This window comes from Planotetraspora thailandica, assembly GCF_016863335.1.
In the GTDB taxonomy this organism is placed as follows: domain Bacteria; phylum Actinomycetota; class Actinomycetes; order Streptosporangiales; family Streptosporangiaceae; genus Planotetraspora; species Planotetraspora thailandica.
Map to the genome: position 1 here is coordinate 266,992 of NZ_BOOR01000010.1, position 19,011 is coordinate 286,002.

General features: G+C 70.3%; 20 protein-coding genes. 6 read left to right on the forward strand and 14 right to left on the reverse strand.

Annotated features, from left to right (window positions below):
* Nucleotides 1-9 precede the first annotated feature (9 nt).
* The 9 genes from Pth03_RS10300 to Pth03_RS10340 form a co-directional block, all read right to left on the reverse strand.
* Complete coding sequence (locus Pth03_RS10300) at nucleotides 10-1,362, reverse strand: hypothetical protein (protein WP_203943930.1); 1,353 nt, start codon at nucleotides 1,360-1,362, stop codon at nucleotides 10-12.
* A gap of 180 nt (nucleotides 1,363-1,542) precedes the next feature.
* On the reverse strand, nucleotides 1,543-1,932 hold the full coding sequence (locus Pth03_RS10305) for an Rv3654c family TadE-like protein (RefSeq protein ID WP_239118902.1): 390 nt from the start codon (nucleotides 1,930-1,932) through the stop codon (nucleotides 1,543-1,545).
* Nucleotides 1,933-1,991: 59 nt separating this feature from the next.
* The gene (locus tag Pth03_RS10310; protein ID WP_203943932.1) at nucleotides 1,992-2,363 is read right to left on the reverse strand and encodes a TadE family type IV pilus minor pilin; all 372 of its coding nucleotides are present in this window, start codon (nucleotides 2,361-2,363) and stop codon (nucleotides 1,992-1,994) included.
* A gap of 245 nt (nucleotides 2,364-2,608) precedes the next feature.
* Nucleotides 2,609-2,941 carry a DUF4244 domain-containing protein gene (locus Pth03_RS42355; protein WP_203943933.1) on the reverse strand — a complete coding sequence of 111 codons (333 nt, stop codon included), beginning with the start codon at nucleotides 2,939-2,941 and terminating at the stop codon, nucleotides 2,609-2,611.
* Between the two features lie 262 nt (nucleotides 2,942-3,203).
* Entirely contained in the window at nucleotides 3,204-3,932 is a 729-nt protein-coding gene (locus Pth03_RS10320; protein ID WP_239118903.1) for a type II secretion system F family protein, read from the reverse strand.
* A complete protein-coding gene (locus Pth03_RS10325; RefSeq protein WP_203943934.1) occupies nucleotides 3,929-4,660 on the reverse strand; it encodes a type II secretion system F family protein in 732 nt (243 codons plus the stop codon). The genes Pth03_RS10320 and Pth03_RS10325 overlap by 4 nt, the downstream gene beginning before the upstream one ends.
* Complete coding sequence (locus tag Pth03_RS10330) at nucleotides 4,648-5,838, reverse strand: TadA family conjugal transfer-associated ATPase (protein ID WP_239118904.1); 1,191 nt, start codon at nucleotides 5,836-5,838, stop codon at nucleotides 4,648-4,650. Before Pth03_RS10330 ends, Pth03_RS10325 begins: the two co-directional genes overlap by 13 nt.
* 16 nt (nucleotides 5,839-5,854) lie before the next feature.
* A complete protein-coding gene (ssd, locus tag Pth03_RS10335) occupies nucleotides 5,855-6,889 on the reverse strand; it encodes a septum site-determining protein Ssd (RefSeq protein ID WP_203943935.1) in 1,035 nt (344 codons plus the stop codon).
* Between the two features lie 888 nt (nucleotides 6,890-7,777).
* Entirely contained in the window at nucleotides 7,778-8,554 is a 777-nt protein-coding gene (locus Pth03_RS10340) for a Fic family protein (protein WP_203943936.1), read from the reverse strand.
* A 293-nt stretch (nucleotides 8,555-8,847) separates the two neighbouring features.
* Between Pth03_RS10340 and acs the strand changes: the two genes are divergently transcribed.
* The 4 genes from acs (at nucleotide 8,848) to Pth03_RS10360 (ending at nucleotide 13,102) form a co-directional block, all read left to right on the forward strand.
* The gene (acs, locus tag Pth03_RS10345; RefSeq protein WP_203943937.1) at nucleotides 8,848-10,824 is read left to right on the forward strand and encodes an acetate--CoA ligase; all 1,977 of its coding nucleotides are present in this window, start codon (nucleotides 8,848-8,850) and stop codon (nucleotides 10,822-10,824) included.
* 234 nt (nucleotides 10,825-11,058) lie between these two features.
* Complete coding sequence (locus tag Pth03_RS10350) at nucleotides 11,059-11,502, forward strand: phage holin family protein (RefSeq protein WP_203943938.1); 444 nt, start codon at nucleotides 11,059-11,061, stop codon at nucleotides 11,500-11,502.
* Nucleotides 11,492-12,412 (forward strand): alpha/beta fold hydrolase, encoded by a 921-nt coding sequence (locus Pth03_RS10355; RefSeq protein WP_203943939.1) that lies wholly within the window; start codon nucleotides 11,492-11,494, stop codon nucleotides 12,410-12,412. Before Pth03_RS10350 ends, Pth03_RS10355 begins: the two co-directional genes overlap by 11 nt.
* Before the next feature lie 198 nt (nucleotides 12,413-12,610).
* The gene (locus Pth03_RS10360) at nucleotides 12,611-13,102 is read left to right on the forward strand and encodes a DUF309 domain-containing protein (RefSeq protein ID WP_203943940.1); all 492 of its coding nucleotides are present in this window, start codon (nucleotides 12,611-12,613) and stop codon (nucleotides 13,100-13,102) included.
* A 166-nt stretch (nucleotides 13,103-13,268) separates the two neighbouring features.
* Here Pth03_RS10360 and Pth03_RS10365 read toward each other — a convergent pair whose 3' ends face one another.
* Nucleotides 13,269-14,447, reverse strand: coding sequence for a MarP family serine protease (locus tag Pth03_RS10365; RefSeq protein ID WP_203943941.1), 1,179 nt, complete (start codon nucleotides 14,445-14,447; stop codon nucleotides 13,269-13,271).
* 71 nt (nucleotides 14,448-14,518) lie between these two features.
* Here Pth03_RS10365 and Pth03_RS10370 point away from each other — a divergent pair, with 71 nt between their 5' ends.
* Complete coding sequence (locus tag Pth03_RS10370) at nucleotides 14,519-15,133, forward strand: HEAT repeat domain-containing protein (protein WP_203943942.1); 615 nt, start codon at nucleotides 14,519-14,521, stop codon at nucleotides 15,131-15,133.
* Here Pth03_RS10370 and Pth03_RS10375 read toward each other — a convergent pair.
* Nucleotides 15,080-15,727, reverse strand: a complete 648-nt coding sequence (locus Pth03_RS10375) for an NUDIX hydrolase (protein WP_239118922.1) — start codon at nucleotides 15,725-15,727, stop codon at nucleotides 15,080-15,082. The two genes, Pth03_RS10370 and Pth03_RS10375, sit on opposite strands and share 54 nt — an antisense overlap.
* Nucleotides 15,728-15,833: 106 nt before the next feature.
* The gene (gene nth, locus Pth03_RS10380; protein ID WP_203943943.1) at nucleotides 15,834-16,553 is read right to left on the reverse strand and encodes an endonuclease III; all 720 of its coding nucleotides are present in this window, start codon (nucleotides 16,551-16,553) and stop codon (nucleotides 15,834-15,836) included.
* A gap of 85 nt (nucleotides 16,554-16,638) precedes the next feature.
* Here nth and Pth03_RS10385 point away from each other — a divergent pair, with 85 nt between their 5' ends.
* Nucleotides 16,639-17,319 (forward strand): Crp/Fnr family transcriptional regulator, encoded by a 681-nt coding sequence (locus Pth03_RS10385; RefSeq protein WP_203943944.1) that lies wholly within the window; start codon nucleotides 16,639-16,641, stop codon nucleotides 17,317-17,319.
* Here Pth03_RS10385 and Pth03_RS10390 read toward each other — a convergent pair.
* Both Pth03_RS10390 and Pth03_RS10395 read right to left on the reverse strand, forming a co-directional pair.
* Nucleotides 17,316-18,107 (reverse strand): MBL fold metallo-hydrolase, encoded by a 792-nt coding sequence (locus Pth03_RS10390; RefSeq protein ID WP_239118905.1) that lies wholly within the window; start codon nucleotides 18,105-18,107, stop codon nucleotides 17,316-17,318. The two genes, Pth03_RS10385 and Pth03_RS10390, sit on opposite strands and share 4 nt — an antisense overlap.
* The gene (locus Pth03_RS10395) at nucleotides 18,104-18,940 is read right to left on the reverse strand and encodes an NUDIX hydrolase (RefSeq protein WP_203943945.1); all 837 of its coding nucleotides are present in this window, start codon (nucleotides 18,938-18,940) and stop codon (nucleotides 18,104-18,106) included. Before Pth03_RS10395 ends, Pth03_RS10390 begins: the two co-directional genes overlap by 4 nt.
* Nucleotides 18,941-19,011 lie beyond the last annotated feature (71 nt).

Genomic DNA, 19,011 nt, shown 5'->3' on the forward strand with positions numbered 1-19,011 from the left:
CCGGACCGGCTACCGGCGACGGCGGCCGGTGTAGGGATCGTCGTCGTCGGGCGTGCCCGCCGCACCTGTCTGCGCGGACGTCCGGGAACGCTCCGGATCGGGGTCCGGCGAGCCGGCGAGCACGATGGAGGGGCGCCTGGCGATCGTGCTGGCCGTGCCCCTGACGGTCCTTCCCGGAGCAGAGGAGGGTGTGCCCGGGGTAGACCCGGGCGCCGTGGTGGCTTCGAGCTCGGCGGGGCGGCGCGGGCTCGCCGGCGGCAGGGCCGCGACGGCCGCTTTCGCCGTCCCTCCGGATCCGCCGGCCGCCGTCAGAGCCGCGACCGGCGTCAACGCGACGCCGCCATGAGCCTCCCGCCGCTTCATCCAGCCACGTATGCGGGAGCCCAGCAGCACGAGGAGCCCGGCCAGCGCCAGCGCTATGCCGTAGGCGGGCCCGCCGAGGAACGAACCCGACGATTCCTCACCGAGATCGTCCCCAGCCGTCCACTCGGCCGAGCCAGGCGGTGCGACCTCCGGCACGGCCGCGTCGTCATCCGAGATGTCGGGCAACGTCAGTGTGGTCTTCGAACCGTCCGTCGTCAGTCGCGGCAGCGCCTGGGGTGTGGCGCCGCTTCCGGCGGTGGTCGTCGGATCCGCGTGCCGCTCCGAGGGGGACGGACTCGCCGACGTCGCCGAGTGAGTCGGCTGGGGTGCGGCCGGGACGCTCACATAAGCGGCCGCCGAGTCGCCCGAGGTCAACGTGCCGCCAAGCCCGTCCGACCGTACGGCCCGCACGGAGAAGCCGACGCGCTGTGCCGTGGCCTGGGACGGCACCGCGAGACTCGCCTGGCAGGTCGAGCCTGAGCATGCCGTGGCGACCGGGAAGGATCCCGACGCCGCCGGGCTGGAGACCTCGTAGGAGCGCAGGTCGGGTTCGGTGCCCTTGGGCCAGGTGACCACCACGTCCGCACCTTTGAGCCCGGCCTCCACACCCGTGGGGGCGGCGGGAGGCCGACTGAGCGTGAAGGTCGACGTCGTGTAGGTCTTCTTGGTGATCTGTCCGCGCAGCGAAACGGTGAACACCCCGTTGGGGGCCGCACCCGGGTCGAACGACCCGCTGATCGGCTGCTTGAGCAGCCCGCCCTGGGCGATCCTGCGGAGGGACACGGACGGACCTTCGACATAGAGGCCCATGCTCAGCTGCAAGAGCTGGATCTTGGCAGAGACAGTCACCGGCCCGGATGTCGAGATGACCGCGCCGGGCTTCGGCGAGACGATCGTGCCTCCGTCGGCGCTCGCCGACGTGGCGCCGGCCACCAGCACGGACATGGTCGCGAGCGGCACGATCACCGCCGCCGAGGCCAGGCTGCGAAGCGTGATCACGGTCACCCTTCCCGTCGAGAGCCGACCAGAGCGCCCGATCCCGAGGAATCTCGGCGATGATCGGGAGCACCCGGAACCTTATTCCATCGCCCGCTCTTGGACGGAGTGTCCAAGAAGTCGTGATTCTTTCGCGACATAGTCACCCCACGTGTTTCCGGGTTGACTCGGGTCCGGGGTTGTTCATTCGTCCGCGCCGATCGGCCCCGCCCTCGCGACGGCCCGGGCCGTGCGACTGCCGGAAAACGGCAGGGTGAAACGCAGCGAGACCGCGACTTCGGTGATGCCGTCGACGACCGAGCACCGATCGACGCGCGAGCCGTTGGCGGTCGTCACCGCGTGGGCCCGTGCGCACGCTCCCTCGGACGTGGTGAGCGCGTGCGCCGCCGCCGCGAGCGCGGCCAGGTCGGCCGCGGTCTCAGCGCGGAGCCGCGCGGCACGCGCCACCCCGACATCCACGGCGACCACCGCGGCGAGCCAGACGAGCGCCATCATCGCGATCGTCCACACCGTGGCCGAGCCGCTCTGCCCCCGACGACCCGTACGGCAGGCCCGCCCCGGCAGGCCCCCCACGCCGGGACGCCCGATCCGCCTTGGGCTGCTACCGACTGGGCTTGCACGGCCGTCGCCGTTCATGGCAGCACCCCCGGCTCCGTGGAGGAGACGGCGGATGCGCTCACCTTGATCGGCGGCAACATACGGGCCCATCCCGGCTGGACGAGAACCGAGACGTCGACACGGGTGAACTCGGCCCCGGCGACGACCCCGATCTCCGCACCCGCGGGAGCCGACCGGGCGACCGCCACCCGGACGGCGCCGCCGGCCTCGCCCCGCGCCGCGGCCCGGGCACCCGCCCGAGCCGCGTCGACGCACTGGAGATGGATGCCGGCGATCGCCACGGCCCACAACGAGGCCGCCAGAACGAGCACCAGAGCGGGGAGCACCACGGCCGCCTCGGCCGTCACCGATCCGCGGTCCCGGGCCGGCGCAGTGGTGCGCCGCATGAATGAGACCACCGCGCCCGTCACGGACCATGGCCCAATCAGACGCGCACAGTTTCGCGGCACGTCCCGATCTCCTCTCCGTCATGCGGGGCCCGGCGCTCATACGCCCTCCGCCCCCTGGCCGTCTCGGCGAAGGCCCACCGGAGGGCGGCTGAAGGCGCTACCACGCCCCGTGGAAAGCCCCCGACCCCTGGGATCCGAGAGCCTGTGGAAAACCTGTGGATGCCGTGTGGACGGCGGATGGCTCATCCGGCCAGCTTGAGCGCCTTCTGGATCAGGGCGGTGAGCATGGACCGCACCTCGTTGCTCGTGACGATCTTGAAGAGCAGCGCGGCGAATCCGCAGGCGGCGATCGTGCCGACGGCATATTCCGCGGTGGACATGCCGGCCTCGCCCCGCGTGCGCGCGATGACCGTCCACCGCACGACCGCCCTCCGCACTCGGCTGCGCGCCGCGGAGACCGCCTTCGGAAGCCGGCCGAATGAGGGGAATCGCCGGACGGCTCGACGCCCGCCTGATGCCGTGGTCTTCGCCGCCGGCTCTCCGAAGCGGGCGGACTCCGCTCTCCACGTGACCATCGGTCCTCCTGACTCGCCGGGACGGACCCTCCGCCGCGGCCCGACGTCAGGTTGCTCGGTCCGCACGCACCCCCTCCGCCGCCCGGCATCGTCTGTGGACGGGCCCCTCTAGGAGCAGAACCTGTGGATTATCGATAACCCCAGGCAGGAAGGCCTTTTCTCGGGTTTCTCATGGCGCTTGTCCACAGCTGTGGACGGGGATGTCCACAATTCCACCGGCCGCCCGCGGCCTTTCGCTCCCGGGCGAACCGCAGGTGCCATATCAGGGCATGAGGATCTGGGCCGCGAGGCCGGCGATCACCGGGACCACGCCGAGAAGGACGAAGGCGGGCAGGAAACACAGGCCCAGGGGCGCCACGACGTGCACGCCGACCCTGCGGGCGGCGGCCGACGCTTGCGCCCGCGCGGCATGACGCGCGTCGTCGGCCAGCCGGGTCAGAACGTCGGCGACCGGGGCGCCGTTCTGCGCGGCTCTGATCATGGTTCGTGCAAGGGAAGCCAGCGGCGGCTCCCCTGCGAGGACGTCCCATACCTGTTCGGGATCGGCTCCGAGCCGCGTCTGCGCGCCGGCCCAGGCCAGCCGCTCTCCCAGGGGGCCTGCGACGGCCTCAGCGGTCACATCGATCGCCCCGCTCAACGGCTGCCCGGCACGCAGGCAGGCCGCCATGAGATCGACGGCGAAGGGCAGGTCGGCGGTGATGCGCTCGCGCCGGCGGCGGGCGTCGGCGGGTTCCCGGCGGCCGGCCGTCACGAACACGCCGCCTGCGACCACCGCCCCCACCACCACGCCGGGCACACCGCCCACGAACAGGGCGGCGAGCACCCCCGCGGGCGCGGCGACCACGAGCCCGGGCGGGAGCGCGGTGGCGCCGCCGTCGTCCGAAGGGTCACGAGCCGATCCTGAAATGGCGCGGAGCCGGTCGGCCGGTCGCACGGTGACGGGCCACGCCCACACCGCCAGCGCTGCGAGCGCGGCCACGAGCGCGATCACGACGCTCGACCTCGGGCAGGCACACCCTCCGCCCGGGCGGCGAGCGCACGTGTCCACCACACTCCGGCCGCGTCCAGCACAAGTCCTGTGACCAGGCAGGCGAATCCCGCCGGGCCTCCCAGCAGGAAGCCCACCGGGTCCATGCCCAGGCCGGCCGCCATGAGCACCCCCAGCACGGGCAGGCCCGCCAGCATGCGCGCCGTCGCCCTCGGCCCGGCGAGCTGTGCCCCCACGTCCTGCCGGTGGGTCTCCTCCTCACGCAGCGACGCCTCCACCCGCTGCACGAGCGCCACCAGGTCTCCGCCCACGGTCACGCTCACCCGCCAGCATGCGGCGAGCCGTACGAGTCCGTCGCCTCCCCAGGGCGGGGCGGCGCGCAGAAGCGCGGCGGGAACGTCACCGCCGTCCCTGGCGGCTGCCGCCACGGGAAGCAGCGCACCGTCGTCTGACCGGTCCGCGAAGCGCACCGCCATGGCCGCCCGCGCGAGGGCTTCGCCGGGCTGCCTCCCGGCGGCGAGTTCGGCGACGAGACCGTGACAGAGCTCGACGGAGGCGGCACGCCACGCCCTCGCCTTCGCCGCGGGGCGGGGACGCATCGCCGGAACCCGCCAGGTCGGGCGGCGCGGCCGGGACGCGCCGGCCAGCACGGTCAGCCTCGCGGTGGGAGCGTCGGGGCCGGCCAGCACCCAGACGGCGAGGCCTGCCGCGATCATCGCTACCGCGACCACGACGCCTCCGGGCAACTCCGTCTCAATGCCGCGAAGGCCGGGCCCGGGAGGCCGTTCCCGTCCCGGGTGAAGGTCAGGGCGGGGACGGCCGCGATCAGACCCGACGCCTCCCGCTCCAGCATGCAGATCTCCGCGACACGGCGGGGGCCGCCCGGCTCCCTGACGAGGTGGACGACCACGTCGAGCGCGGCGGCGATCTGGCTGTGGACGGCCTCGCGGGACAACCCGGCCGCGCAGGCGAGGGCCTCGAGCCGGGCGGGCACGTCGGCGGCGTTGTTGGCGTGCAAGGTGCCGCAGCCGCCCTCGTGACCGGTGTTCAACGCGGCCAGAAGATCGACCACCTCTGCTCCTCGCACCTCACCCACGACGAGCCTGTCGGGGCGCATGCGCAGGGCCTGCCGTACGAGATCGCGAAGACCCACGCCGCCCGCCCCTTCGAGATTCGGCGGCCGGGCCTCCAGCCTCACCACGTGGGGATGGTCGGGACGCAGCTCGGCGGAGTCTTCGACGAGGAGCAGGCGCTCCCCGGGCCCGGCGAGCGAGAGCATGGCCGACAACAGGGTGGTCTTGCCCGTGCCCGTCCCACCGGTCACCAGGAAGGCGAGCCGCGCGGCCATGAGGGTGCGGAGGACGGCAGCCCCAGGCCCCGCGACGAGATCCTCGATGGCGAAGACGCGGCGGGACGGCAGCCGGAGCGACAGGCAGGTGCCGTCGGGCGCGATGGGAGGCAGCACGGCGTGCAGCCGCACCCCGCCCGCCAGGCGCGCGTCCACGTACGGGCAGGCGTCGTCGAGGCGGCGCCCGGCCGCCGCCGCGAGGCGCTGCGCGAGCCGCCGGACCTCGTCGTCGCCGGCGAAGGTGACCGGCGTGCGGCGCAGCCCCTGCCCGTCGTCGATCCACACCTCGCGCGGTCCGTTGACCAGCACGTCGGTGACTCCCGGTTCGGACAGCAACGTTTCAAGAGGGCCGGCTCCGATGAGCTCGGCCTTGAGGACGCGGGCGATGGCGAGCACCTCGGCGTCTCCGAGCACCGCACGCTCGGCTCGAAGTGCCGCGGCCACCCCTGCCGCGGTGGGCGGGGCTCCGGCCCGCGAGAGTCGTACGCGCACGGCCTCGGCCAGCTCCGCGGAGACGGCCGGTCCGGCGCCGGTCATGTCGTCTGCGCGACGGGCGCTCATACGGCGTCCGCCCAGGTCATGACGCCAGCTTCGACAGCAGATCGGAGCAGAACCGCCCGAGCGGAGCCCTGCCGAGCGGAGGCGGATCGCCCCGGTCGAGCGTCTCGGCGAGACCCCGGACCTCGGGCAGCACGCCGGCGCAGGGCACATCGACGGTCGCGGCGACGACCTCCGGCGAAAGGCTCCCCGAGCGCAGCACCGCCCTGAGGTCACCGGTGTGGCGCCGCAACAGCGCCAGCGACTGGGCCGCCGCCAGCGTCCCCCTGACATCGGCCTGGACCACGACAAGCGTCGCGGTCGCCCGGGAGAGCGCCTCGGACTCGCTGTCGCCGACCGATCGCGGGAGGTCCACGACCACGGGATCACAGCCGCGCCGGGCCGCGTCGAGGACGGCGCGCATGGCCTCCCGGGGAATGCCGGTCGGCTCCCCCCGATGCCATGACAGGACGGTGAGGTCCCCGAACGTCGGAAGCGCGTCCTGGAGGGCGGAATAGCTGACCCTGCCCTCCCTGCCGGCGATGTCGGGCCAGCGGGCTCCCATGGCCTCCTCCTGGCCCAGCACGACGTCGATGCCCCCGCCCAGCGGATCGGCGTCGATCAGAAGCGTGCGCGCGCCTTCGCGGGCGGCCGTGAGCGCCAGGGACGCCGCCAGCACGGTGGCGCCCACGCCTCCCCTGCCGCCGGTGACGCACACGACGGTGCCCGACCTCGTCACAGGGTCGGCGAGCTCCCCGAGTTCTTCCACAAGCAGGCGCTCCGCCTCCGGCAGCTCGAGCACGGTCCGGGCCCCCAAGGACACGCACCGTCGCCACATGTCCGGGTCGTTCACGGCGCGGGTGACGAGCAGCACGTTCTGCCGGGGCGGCGGACCGGTCGCGGCGAGGTCGTCGGCGATCTCCCCGCCGACGATCACGAGCGGGGCGCGGGTCCAGTACGGCCGGGCGTGGGACGCCGTGCCCACAACGTCGATCTCCGTCCCCGCCGCCGCGGCGACGCGCAGGAGGTCGTCGAGAAGGTCCTGATCGTCGGTGATGGCCAAGGGCCGGTGCATCGGGCTCTCCCTGTCGGTCGTCGTCGGGAGAGACCACCTTGCGCGCCGGGGGAGTGCGAGCCGGTCACCGAACCGGGCTCTGTGGACAACGCAAGACCTGTGGAAAAGCGGCGGAGTCGGAACCGAACCGCGCGGAAATGAGGGCGACCCCCGCTTGGGGGGGAAAGCGGGGGTCGCCGACCGGTCCGGCTCTGGGGGGGTAGAGCCGGTCCCGTATTAGAAGAAAGTCTTAAACGCGAGGCCATCGCGCGGCAAGGTGCTCATGCTCGGCCTCCTCGTAATAGCCACACCGTATGCTGCCCGATCGATGCGAGGTTCGTCGAGCATCCTCTCTAATCTGAGTCAGTTTTTTTCACTGAGTCAGTCTTGCGCGTGGACATCAGCAGCCGCTTCGGGTATAGAAACCCGTCACGCTGCGTGAAATCCGTACCGGAACGGCAGAGCGACCCCTGACGCAGAGATCCCTCTTACCGTCATGAGACCACACGAATAGCTGTTTCCGGAAGACCGTGATCGACGGTAAAGGTCTTGGCACTGGGGTTTCCAAGCGAAGGAATCGGACGTAGAAAGGGCTTACGGGCCCATGGGCCCGGGTACGGCCACCGGGCACCCACGCGCGACCAGCCGCGGGAGGCGTGCCGAGACGGGCTAGACCCGATCCGGCAAATTCGAGGTGCACGCTTGGTAACCCGGCGTGACGTACAGGCGACGGCGTTCCATACCAGGGACGCCGTCCGCTTTGTCCGAGTAAATCCTGGTTTATCCGGTCTATTTTCCGCCGGGCCGGCGTTTTCCACAGCCGGTCTCCACGCCGGAGCAAGTCCGGCCTGTTTTCCATGCCGATCAGGTATGGCCGCATCTGAAGGCCTGTGCCGTACGGAACGGCCGTCAGCGCGATAGTGCCTCGCAGACGGCCGTGGTCTCACGGGCTCCCAGCACGACGGCGGATGCGCAGTGCCGCACCCACGCCGCCACCCCTTCTGCCGTACCGCCGAGATAGGCCCGCAGGTTCTCCGCGTACGCGTCGCCGAGATCGGCGTGGCCCACCTCCACCGCCACGAGCGACTTCGGGTCGAGCCCGTGCTCCACCAGGGTGAGCCGCTCCGCCGCCCGAGCCACCACACCGTCGACGACCCCGAACGGACGCAGGACGACGAGCTCCGCGTGCACGATCGCCGCGAGCACCACGGCCGGGGCCGTGGTCGTTCCTGAGACGAGACCCGCCAGCGCGGTCATCCGTACGGAGGCCTCCTCGGCACCGGGAGCCGGACCGAGCCCGAGCGGGTCGGCGGAGGTCGGCGTCGTCCTGGGCCTGCCGGGATCGGCCGAGACGCCCGTCGCGGCCAGGGTATGCAGCCGCGCGAGCACCTGCGGAGGCGCGGACCGCCAGATCTTGCCGAGCCTGCCGAGCTCGGCGGAGGCCCGCAACGCCCCCTGGACGACGGGGTCGGTCACGTCTCCGCGGCGAAGCGGCTCGAGCTCGGCCTCGGCGCCTTCGATCGCGGCGGAGGCGCGGGCGCCGCGCAGGGCGGACTCGGCCGACACCTCGGGGCTGCGGCGGCGCAACACGCGGTGACCGTAGAGGCGGTCGACCGCCTCACGCGCCTCCTGTACGGCCTGCGGAACGCCGGGCAGATCGGCGACGGCGGCCAATGGGTCCTTCACAGGGACCGACCTTACCGGCGGGTAGGCGTCGTTCGGCGAGCCGGTGAAGCCGCTGAGCGCAGGTGGGTACGGCTACTCCCTGGAAGTCCTCACATCGCATTAGATTTCGTGATGAAGCGAGCCGAACGCCGACAAGTGGGTGATCATGCTAATTGGTCCGCAGGCGCCCACGCCCGGGCCGGATTACTTGTACTTTGCGCCGGTGGCCTGGTGAAGTGGGACACGACACACCCGTAGCTTGGCCGAGGCGGCCGAAACGAAAGTGATTCCACAAAGCTGTGAAGGAGTACGGAGTGGCCCCCGAGATCCCCGGCCATGAGACCCAGGAGACGCTGTCCAACCTGCTGAGCGAGACGCGGCGGTTCGCCCCGCCCGCGGACCTGGCGGCAGCGGCGAACGTCACGGCGAGCGCCTATGAGGAAGCCACCCAGGACCGGCTCGCGTTCTGGGAACGCGCGGCCGACCGGCTGTCGTGGAACCAGCGCTGGGAGACCACTCTGGAGTGGAACGCCCCCTTCGCCAAGTGGTTCATCGACGGCAAGCTGAACGTGGCCTACAACTGCGTCGACCGCCATGTGGAAGCCGGCCGGGGCGACAAGGTCGCCTACTACTGGGAAGGTGAGCCCGACGGCGACAGCCGTACGATCACCTACGCCGACCTGCAGGCAGAGGTCTCCAAGGCGGCGAACGCGCTCGAGGAGCTGGGCGTGCGCAAGGGCGACCGGGTCGCCATCTACATGCCGATGATCCCCGAGCTCCCGATCTCGCTGCTCGCGTGCGCGCGCATCGGCGCGATCCACTCGGTGGTGTTCGGCGGGTTCTCCGCCGCCGCGCTGAAGAGCCGGATCGACGACGCCGACGCCAAGCTCGTCATCACCGCCGACGGCGGCTACCGGCGCGGGGCGCCGAGCGCGCTCAAGCCGACGGTCGACGAGGCGGTGGCCGAGTGCCCGGGCGTCGAGCACGTGCTCGTCGTACGGCGCACCGGCCAGGACGTCGCCGCGACCGACAAGGACGTGTGGTGGCACGACATCGTCGAGCGGCAGTCGCCCCAGCACGAGGCCGTGCCGCACGACGCCGAGGACCCGCTGTTCATCCTGTACACCAGCGGCACCACCGGTAAGCCCAAGGGCATCCTGCACACCACCGGCGGCTACCTCACCCAGGCGGCCTGGACGCACCACGCGGTCTTCGACCTCAAGCCGGAGACCGACATCTACTGGTGCACCGCCGACATCGGCTGGGTGACCGGGCACTCCTACATCGTGTACGGCCCGCTCGCCAACGGCGCGACCAGCGTGCTCTACGAGGGCACGCCCGACACGCCCCACCGCGGCCGGTTCTGGGAGATCGTGCAGAAGTACAGCGTGACGATCCTCTACACCGCCCCCACGGCGATCAGGACGTTCATGAAGTGGGGCGATGACATCCCCGCCAAGTACGACATGTCGTCCCTGCGGGTGCTCGGTTCGGTCGGCGAGCCCATCAACCCCGAGGCGTACGTCTGGTACCGCGAGCACATCGGCGGCGACCGCTGCCCGGTGGTCGACACGTGGTGGCAGACCGAGACGGGCGCCATCATGATCAGCCCGCTGCCCGGCGTGAGCGACGCCAAGCCCGGTGCGGCCATGCGGCCGCTCCCCGGAATCGTGGCCGACGTGGTCGACGACCAGGGCGTGTCCGTGCCCGACGGCGGCGGCGGCTTCCTCGTCGTCCGCGAGCCGTGGCCCTCGATGCTCCGGACGATCTGGGGCGACGACCAGCGCTACATCGACACCTACTGGTCGCGCTTCGACGGGATGTACTTCCCCGGCGACGGCGCCAAGCGCGACTCCGACGGCGACCTGTGGCTGCTCGGCCGCGTCGACGACGTGATGCTGGTCTCCGGCCACAACATCTCGACCACCGAGGTCGAGAGCGCGCTGGTCAGCCACCCGAAGGTCGCCGAGGCGGCCGTGGTGGGCGCGACCGACCCCGTGACCGGACAGGCCATCGTGGCGTTCGTCATCCTGCGCGGCACCGCGGAGGAGAGCGACGGGATCGCCGCCGAGCTGCGCGCCCACGTGGCGAAGGAGCTCGGGCCGATCGCCAAGCCGCGCCAGATCATGGTCGTGCCCGAGTTGCCCAAGACCCGGTCCGGCAAGATCATGCGCCGCCTGCTGCGTGACGTGGCGGAGAACCGGTCGCTCGGCGACGTCACCACGCTGACCGACAGCGCGGTCATGAACCTGATCGCCGACAAGCTCCCGACGGCCAAGAGCGAAGACTGAGCCGGATCCACTGAGGGGCGCGGGTGTACGACACCCGCGCCCTTTTCATCTGTTTTCGGAGATTTTCGGTAGCCTTAATGCAGGTATGCCGGAACATCCGATCGAGGCGTACCAGGCGGGGCCGTCCCCCCGGTGCGGCCCCGGGTTCGCGAGGATCAGCGACAACCTGCTTCACGTGCGCGTACGGACGCGAACACGCCATGATGTCTCGTAGTCGCAGATAGGAGATCGCTGATGCCCGAGGACGAATCGCTCGGCGCGCTGGTCGCTCAGGCCAGCCACCACATCTCGACCCTCGTACGCTCGGAGATCGAGCTGGCCAAGGCCGAGCTCAAGTTCGACGCGAAGCGGGTCGGTACCGCCGCCGGGCTGTTCGGCGCAGCCGCGTTCATCGCGCATCTGTGCTTGATCCTCGCCTCGTTCACCCTGGCCTACGGGTTGATCGCCCTGGGAATCTGGACCTGGGCCGCGTTCCTCATCGTCACTGGCGTTTACCTGATCATCGCCGCGTTGCTCACGTTCATCGGATATCGCCGGCTGAAGGGGTTGTCCGGTATGAAGCGCACAACCCGATCGCTGAAGGGCCTCAAGGAGGGTACGGCTCTCTCCGCCGAGCAGACGGCCCCCACCGCAGGGCAGGTGGGCGCGCACCGGGAGTCCGTCAGCGATGCCACGTGACGAGTCGCTGGTCCGGGTCGAGGGCCCCTGGACACACCGCGAGGTGCACGCGGGCGGCAACCGCTTCCACGTCGTGGAGGCCGGCGAGGGCCCGCTGATCTTGCTGCTGCACGGATTCCCCCAGTTCTGGTGGACGTGGCGGCATCAGCTCGTGTCGCTGCCGGCGGCCGGATATCGAGCCGTCGCCGTCGACCTGAAGGGATACGGCGCGAGCGACAAACCCCCGCGGGGCTACGACCTCCCCACGCTCGCCGTCGACGCCGCCGGCCTTGTCCGCGCGCTGGGCGAAACGGGCGCCGTCGTCGTGGGCCACGACTGGGGCGGCCTGATCGGCTGGACGATGAGCGTGCTCGACCCCAAGGTGGTGCGCCGGCTGGTGCCCGTGTCGAGCCCTCATCCGCTGCGGATGCGCACGGCGCTCCTGACGGACTTGTTCGGCCAGATGAAGGCCAGTGCGCACACCCTGGGGTTCCAGCTACCCCTTGTGCCTGAGCGCCGCCTGACGACTGATGGAGCCGCTCTGGTCGGGCGCATGCTCAACGAGTGGTCGGGCCCGGAGTGGCCCGCCGACGACGTCGCCCGGACCTATCAGGATGCGTTTCTCATTCCGGCCGTGGCGCACTCCGCGCTGGAGTATCACCGCTGGTTCGGCCGCTCCCAGTTGAGGCCCGACGGACAGCGGTACGCCCGCCAGATGCGCAAGCAGATCGAGGCGCCCACGTTGCAGTTGCACGGCGCCCTCGACACCTGCGTCCTCCCGCACACCGCCCAGGGGTCGAGCCGTTTCGTCGCCGCGCCGTACCGGTGGAGACAGATCGAAGGGGCCGGGCATTTCCCGCACGAGGAGCAGCCCGCCCAGTTCGACGCCGAGCTGATCGGCTGGCTCACCGATCCCGAACCCGACCGCTGACCCCACCCCGGGGGCGTGATCATGCAGAACTTCGCGGATGTGGCCGGTGACCAGCGCCCACCCCTGGCCGTGATCATGCAGAAGTTCGGTCATTCGGCCCTGACCAGGAAAAACGCGGATCGTGATCATGCAGAACTTCGTGTACGACCATCGTGAGCAGGCACAACATCGTTCGTGATCATGCAATGTGGAGGGACTATGCGTGACCGTGACGAAGCGGGCAGACCCCGCAGTTCCCGCCCTCGCGACGAGTACGGCAGACCGTTGCCCCGCGGCGAGGAAGGGGTGCCACGCATCCCGGACGACTACGCCCCGGATGCAGAGGAGGCCCTGGAAGAGGCCCGCCGCCTCCTCGCCGCCGAGCGCCCCTTCCACGCCCACGAGGTGCTGGAGGCGCGCTGGAAGACCGGCCCGGCCGACGAGCGCGAACTCTGGCAGGGACTCGCCCAGGTTTGTGTTGGTTTGACCCATATCCAGCGAGGTAATCCCGCCGGCGCCGTCGCCCTCCTCACGCGAGGGGCCGCCCGTTTCAGCACGTACGGCTCTCGCCGGCCGTACGGATTGGACCTCCGGGCACTGGCCCGGGCCACCGATCAGATCGTCGTCGAGATCGATTCAGGGGCGGCCGAGGCCCATGAGGCGATCTCCCGTATCGAGAAGCGCCTGCGCGACGTGCATGATCACGATTGACATTTTGCCTGGTGGGGGATTGCCGTCCCGAACATCTGCATGATCACGGGCTGCGTCTTGCCTGGTCAGGGCCCGAATGACCGAACTTCTGCATGATCACGATTCATGTTTTGCCTGGCCAGGGACAGACCAGCCGAACTTCTGCATGATCACGCCAGGGGGGGCGTCAGTCGCATTCCTGGGTGCTGACCCGGGTCGTGGCGGTGCTGCCGTCTTCGGCGTCGGGCTTCACCTCTGAGGCCGTGAGGGCGTATCCCGTCTCGGGTTCGTCCGTGGCGGCCGCAAAGATCACACCATAGACACGGCCATCGGTGCTGAGCAGGGGCCCGCCCGAGTTGCCCGGCTGGACCGTCCCCCGAATCGCGTAGACCTCCCGGTCGACCTTCCTCAGGTTGTAGATGTCGTACGACTCGGCCCGCTGCTTGACGCGGACCCGGGCGGCACGCGGGGTGAACCCGTGGCCCTTGGGATACCCGGCGATGATCGCGTTGTCGCGGCTCGCGGCGTCGTAGTCGAAGCGCAGCGGCGACACCTGGAGGTCGGGCACGTCGAGCACGGCGATGTCGCGTTCGGGGTTGTAGAGCACCACACGGGCGGTGTGGTTCACGCCTGTCGAGTCGGTGACGTGGATGTCCCGGGTGACCCCGGCAACCACATGCGCGTTCGTCATGATCTTGTGCGGGGCGTAGACGAACCCGGTGCCCTCGATGTGCTTACGGCAGGTCGGCGCGGTCCCCTGCACCTTGACGATGGCCTTGCGCGCCCGGGTAAGGCCGGCGCTCCCGCGAAGCACCCCCTCGTCCGGCGGCGGCACGTTCTGGCCACTGATCGACGTGAGCACCTGGGGCCATTCGGAGCCCACGAAGTCGTTCAACGGCCGCCATGCCCGGACACCGCTGGGAATCGCCTCATCGACGGTCTGCCAGACCACTGATCCGTTGATCTGCTCCTTGACCATGGTGATGCTCATCTGAACGAGCAGCGACCCGATCAGCCACGCGAAGAGCAGCACCGACAACCCGCTGGCCACCGAGCCGCCGAAGGCGTCGACCACTCGCGCAGGCTCCCAGGTCACGTGGCTGCGTACGACCGCCCCGATGGTGGAGAAGGCGAACTGGCCCACCACCGCCGCCAGGAACAGGATGACGATGGCGAGGAGCGCCCTCTCGATGTCCCCGCTCACGATCGCCCCGGCGATCGGCGGCGCGACGACCAGCCCGAGGACTGCACCGCCCGCGAACCCGACGAAGCTGAAAGCCCCGATGATGAAGCCCTGCCGATATCCGGATACGGCAAAGGCCACCACGAGGCCGATCAGTATGAGGTCCAGGAGATCACCGCGCACAGTTTCAACGGTAGCCACCCTCGCTCACAATCGTGCAGGCGTCCCGGAGGTCTGCTCGATATCGTGACGTCATGGGGGCATCGGAACCGCCATCCGACGGCGGAAACGGCGAGTCCGGCGAACGAGCAGACGGCCATGTGCCCGGCAGCATCGGCGATCTCATCCGGATGGCGCTCGCCGACCACGACCCGGACGGCACCGCGAGGTGGCAGGCCATCTCCGCGCTCCAGGAACGTGGAGACCTTGAAACGTTCACCGAGGCCAGGCGCCTGTGCGCGAGCTCTTCCGCCGACCGGCGCGTGCTGGGGGCCGACATCCTCGGCGAACTCGGCCGCGACCGGCCCTTCGCCGACAGAAGCCTCCCCGTCCTTCGCCATCTCGCCGTCACCGACGGAGATCCGCGCGTGCTCTACTCGGTTCTGATCGCCTTCGGCCACCTCCGTGACGGCCGCGCCCTGCCGTCCGTGATCGATCTGTCCACGCGTGACGATCCGATGATCCGGTACGGCGCGGCCTACGCCTTGCCCAATGTCATGGGTGACCCGCCCGACTCCGCCGGGATGGCCGCGCTCCGCCGTCTGGCCGCAGACCCCGACGGTGACGTCGCCGACTGGGCCTGTCTGGGTCTGACGCTAGCCGCGGGCGGCAAGATCGACGACTTCGGGCGGCACGTCTTCGACCCGTGACCGGTCCCACGGCTGCTCGAACCCCGCCGCCGCGAGCACGCCGTCCAGCACGCCCGCGGTGAATCCCCACACCAGCAGGCCGCGCACGCGGAACGCCGGATGCGGCATGCCGCCCACCGGGAAGCGCAGCATGAGCCGATTGGCAGGATCGACGAGTTCGGCCACCGGCACCCGTTCCACGGACTCCACCTCGTCGGGTGAGGCGGCGTGCACGGCACACGGGGTGTGCCACCAGCCCAGCACCGGCGTGACCCGGTTGTTGCTGCGCCACACGTACAGCTCAGGCATGGTCCCGACCACCTCGACCCCGGTGGGATCGAGGCCGGTCTCCTCCTCGGCCTCACGCAGGGCCGCCCCGATCGGGCCGTCGTCGCCCGGGTCCACGCCGCCGCCGGGGAAGGCGGGCTGACCGGCGTGCACGCGCCCGTTCGAACTGCGCTGGATGAGCAGGACGTCAGGCCCCTCCGGGCCCTCGCCGAACAGGAGCAGCACCGCCGCGGGCCGGCCGCCTCCGTTCGCGGGCGGCCGCAGGCCCGCCGGCACCCTGGTTCGTACGGCTCCCGCCGCAAGATCGGTCAACCAGCCCGGAACCACGAGCACCTCCGACGAACGCCGCCCGGGGGCACCCGGACCTGAGCGGACCAGCCTGCCGTACAACCACGGGAGCCCGCTGTGCCTTCCCACCCATGCGAATTCGGGATCAGGAAAACGGGCCGGTCTTGACCAATCGGGCGGCTTCCACTGCGTCGATGGGGCCCGTGCCGTACGAGGGGCAGAGCGCGGCGAGCGGGCACGCGCCGCAGGCGGGCTTGCGCGCGTGGCAGATGCGGCGGCCGTGCCAGATCAGGCGGTGGGACAACATCGTCCATTCCGACTTGGGGATGAACTCCCCGACCTCGCGCTCGATCTTCACGGGATCGGTCTCGGTGGTCCAGCCGAACCGGCGGGTCAGCCGCTGGAAGTGGGTGTCCACGGTGATCCCCGGGACGCCGAAGGCGTTGCCGAGCACGACGTTCGCGGTCTTGCGCCCGACCCCGGGCAGCTTGACGAGCTCGGCCAGTTTGCCGGGCACCTCGCCGTCGTACCGCTCGCAGAGCATCTGGGCCATTCCCATGATGCTGTTGGCCTTAGCCCGGAAAAACCCGGTCGACTTGATGATCCCCTCAAGCTCCGCTCGATCGGCGGCAGCGAAGTCCGCGGCTGTCCGATACTTCGCAAAAAGTATCGGAGTAACCATATTTACCCTTTTGTCCGTACACTGCGCCGAGAGGATCGTGGCGACCAGCAGTTCAAGGGGGTTGCCGAAGTCGAGCTCGCAGTGGGCGTCAGGATAGGTTTCGGCCAGGATTCGATTGATCCGCCGGGCACGACGGACCAGCGCGAGCCGCGACTCGACAGCCGACTGGACTTTGCGGGGCACCCCGTAAGCCTATGCGGAAGGCGTGGGTCACAATGGCTAAGCACGGAGCCGACGACCGAGCGCGAACCACAGTAAAGGAGGCACCGTGAGCACCGAAGAAGTACTGAGCAAGGCTCCCCTGTTCTCCGCGCTCGACCCTGAGAGCGCCGCGGCGCTGCGGACCAGCGTCACCGAAGTGGAGCTGCCGAAGGGACGCACTCTCTTCAGCGAGAACGAGACGGGAGACCGGCTCTACGTGGTGCTCGAGGGCAAGATCAAGTTAGCGCGCACCGCGCCCGACGGCCGGGAAAACCTTCTGAGCGTGCTCGGCCCGGGTGAGATGTTCGGTGAGCTCTCCCTCTTCGATCCCCGCCCTCGTACGGCTTCCGCGATCGCGCTGACGGACGTCAGGCTCGCCGGCCTCGGCCACGACGACCTGCGCCCCTGGCTGACCGGCCGCCCCGAGGTGGCCCTTCACCTGCTGCGCGCACTCGCACAGCGGCTTCGCCGTACGAACGACGTGCTGGCCGACCTGGTGTTCACCGACGTACCCGGCCGCGTCGCCAAGCAGCTGCTGGACCTGGCCGACCGATTCGGGAAGAAGACCGACGACGGCATCCGCGTGCATCACGACCTCACCCAGGAGGAACTGGCCCAGCTGGTCGGCGCCTCGCGGGAGACGGTCAACAAGGCGCTGGCCGACTTCGCTCAGCGCGGCTGGCTGCGCATCGAGGCCAAGGCCGTTGTGATCATGGACAGGGAACGCCTCTACAACCGGTCGCGCTAGAGCGACTTGAGGTAGTTGAGCTGGGCCGCGACCGACATCTCCGCGGCGGGCCACAGGGACCTGTCCACGTCGGCGTACACCATCTCGACGATCTCGCGGGCGTCTCTGGCTCCTTGCCGGATGGCCTCGCGGATCTGGTCGAGCCGCTGCCGCCGGTGGGCGATGTAGGCGTCGAGCACGCCGGCCGGGTCCCGCAGCACCGGGCCGTGCCCAGGCAGCAACGCCTCCGCCTCCAGGAGCTCCGCACTCTGCCGTAACTTGTCGAGACTGCGCAGGTAGTCGGCAAGGTCTCCGTCGGGCGCGATGACGGTGGTGCCGCGGCCGAGGATCGTGTCACCCGTGAGCATCGCCCGGTCCTCGGGAAGCCACAGGCACAGGGAGTCGAACGAGTGCCCCGGCGTCCCCACGATTCTGACCTCGAGGTCGCCGGCGGTGACCACGTCGCCGTCACCGAGCCCCTCGTCGCCGAGACGGTGCCGCGGATCAAGTGCCCGGACCGGAGCGCCCACCATCTCGGCGAACCGTGCGGCGCCGCCGCTGTGGTCCTCGTGTCCGTGCGTGAGCAGGATCGCCGCGACTCCGCGGTCTCCGAGATGATCCACCACCCGCTTGAGGTGGGTCTCATCGTCCGGACCGGGATCGACCACCAGCACCGCGTCCGATCGGCCGAGCACCCAGGTGTTCGTCCCGTCCAGGGTCATCGGCGACGGATTGGGGGCGAGAATGCTGGTCGCGCTCTCCGTGCCCGACCCGTCGGGGCTGCCGGCGGGGATACGCAGCCCGCTCACGCGCCGGCTCCGGGAACGCGGTAGTCGATGTCCGGCACGACCAGGACGATATGTCCGTCCACTTCGGCGGCGGACGGCATGAACGTCGTGATCTTCCGGTCTGTCGCGAACACGCGATCGATCCTCTCGAACACCGCCATCTCGGTCAATGTATGAAATGTCGGAGGCATGAGGTTGATCTCCCCGGCTTCGGCCTGCGCGAGCGCGTCGGCCGGCGTCGTCCACACCACCGTGTCCGCCTCGCCTCCGACGTCGCGGGTCCGCTGGCCCTCGGGGAGCGCCGCGATGAAGAACCGGGTGTCGAACCGCCGGGTCTCGATCTCCGGCGTGATCCAGTGGGCCCAGGCCTTCAGCAGGTCCGACCGCAGGACCAGCCCCCGGCGGTCGAGGAAGTCGGCGAAGGACAACGTGCGGGCGATCAGCGCCAGCCGGTCCGCCTCCCAGCCCTCGCCGGTGGTGTCCGCCACGACTGTTTCCGGATCGGGGCCCGCGAGCAGCACGCCCGACTCCTCGAAGGTCTCCCGTACGGCAGCGCAGACCAGAGCACGGGCCATCGGCTTGTCGACGTGGAACCGTTCGGCCCATTCGGCTGGCGTGGGGCCGGCCCATGCGATGGCGTGGTCGGCGTCCCGAGGGTCGACCGAACCCCCGGGAAAGACATAGGCGCCGGCGGCGAACGCCATCGTCGCCTTGCGTTTCAGCAGGTAGACCTCGAGAGGGTCGTCCCGGAGCAGGACCACGGTGGCGGCGTCACGCGCCGGTACGGGAGTGATGCGGCCTGCCAGGATGTCCCTCGCCCGCTGCCCGAGTTCACCCGGCAATGGAATGCCCATCTCCGCCCCTCCCACCAGAACATCCCTCGGTTACCACCCCCAAATGGTATTCACCCCCACCGCTTGGTGGT

Bases quoted from the DNA above. Each gene is read 5' to 3' on its own strand.
- Pth03_RS10310 (WP_203943932.1), bottom strand. From the start codon at position 2,363: ATGCGGCGCACCACTGCGCCGGCCCGGGACCGCGGATCGGTGACGGCC.
- Pth03_RS42355 (WP_203943933.1), bottom strand. From the start codon at position 2,941: ATGGTCACGTGGAGAGCGGAGTCCGCCCGCTTCGGAGAGCCGGCGGCG.
- Pth03_RS10330 (WP_239118904.1), bottom strand. From the start codon at position 5,838: ATGAGCGCCCGTCGCGCAGACGACATGACCGGCGCCGGACCGGCCGTC.
- ssd (WP_203943935.1), bottom strand. From the start codon at position 6,889: ATGCACCGGCCCTTGGCCATCACCGACGATCAGGACCTTCTCGACGAC.
- Pth03_RS10350 (WP_203943938.1), top strand. From the start codon at position 11,059: ATGCCCGAGGACGAATCGCTCGGCGCGCTGGTCGCTCAGGCCAGCCAC.
- Pth03_RS10355 (WP_203943939.1), top strand. From the start codon at position 11,492: ATGCCACGTGACGAGTCGCTGGTCCGGGTCGAGGGCCCCTGGACACAC.
- Pth03_RS10360 (WP_203943940.1), top strand. From the start codon at position 12,611: ATGCGTGACCGTGACGAAGCGGGCAGACCCCGCAGTTCCCGCCCTCGC.
- Pth03_RS10370 (WP_203943942.1), top strand. From the start codon at position 14,519: ATGGGGGCATCGGAACCGCCATCCGACGGCGGAAACGGCGAGTCCGGC.
- Pth03_RS10395 (WP_203943945.1), bottom strand. From the start codon at position 18,940: ATGGGCATTCCATTGCCGGGTGAACTCGGGCAGCGGGCGAGGGACATC.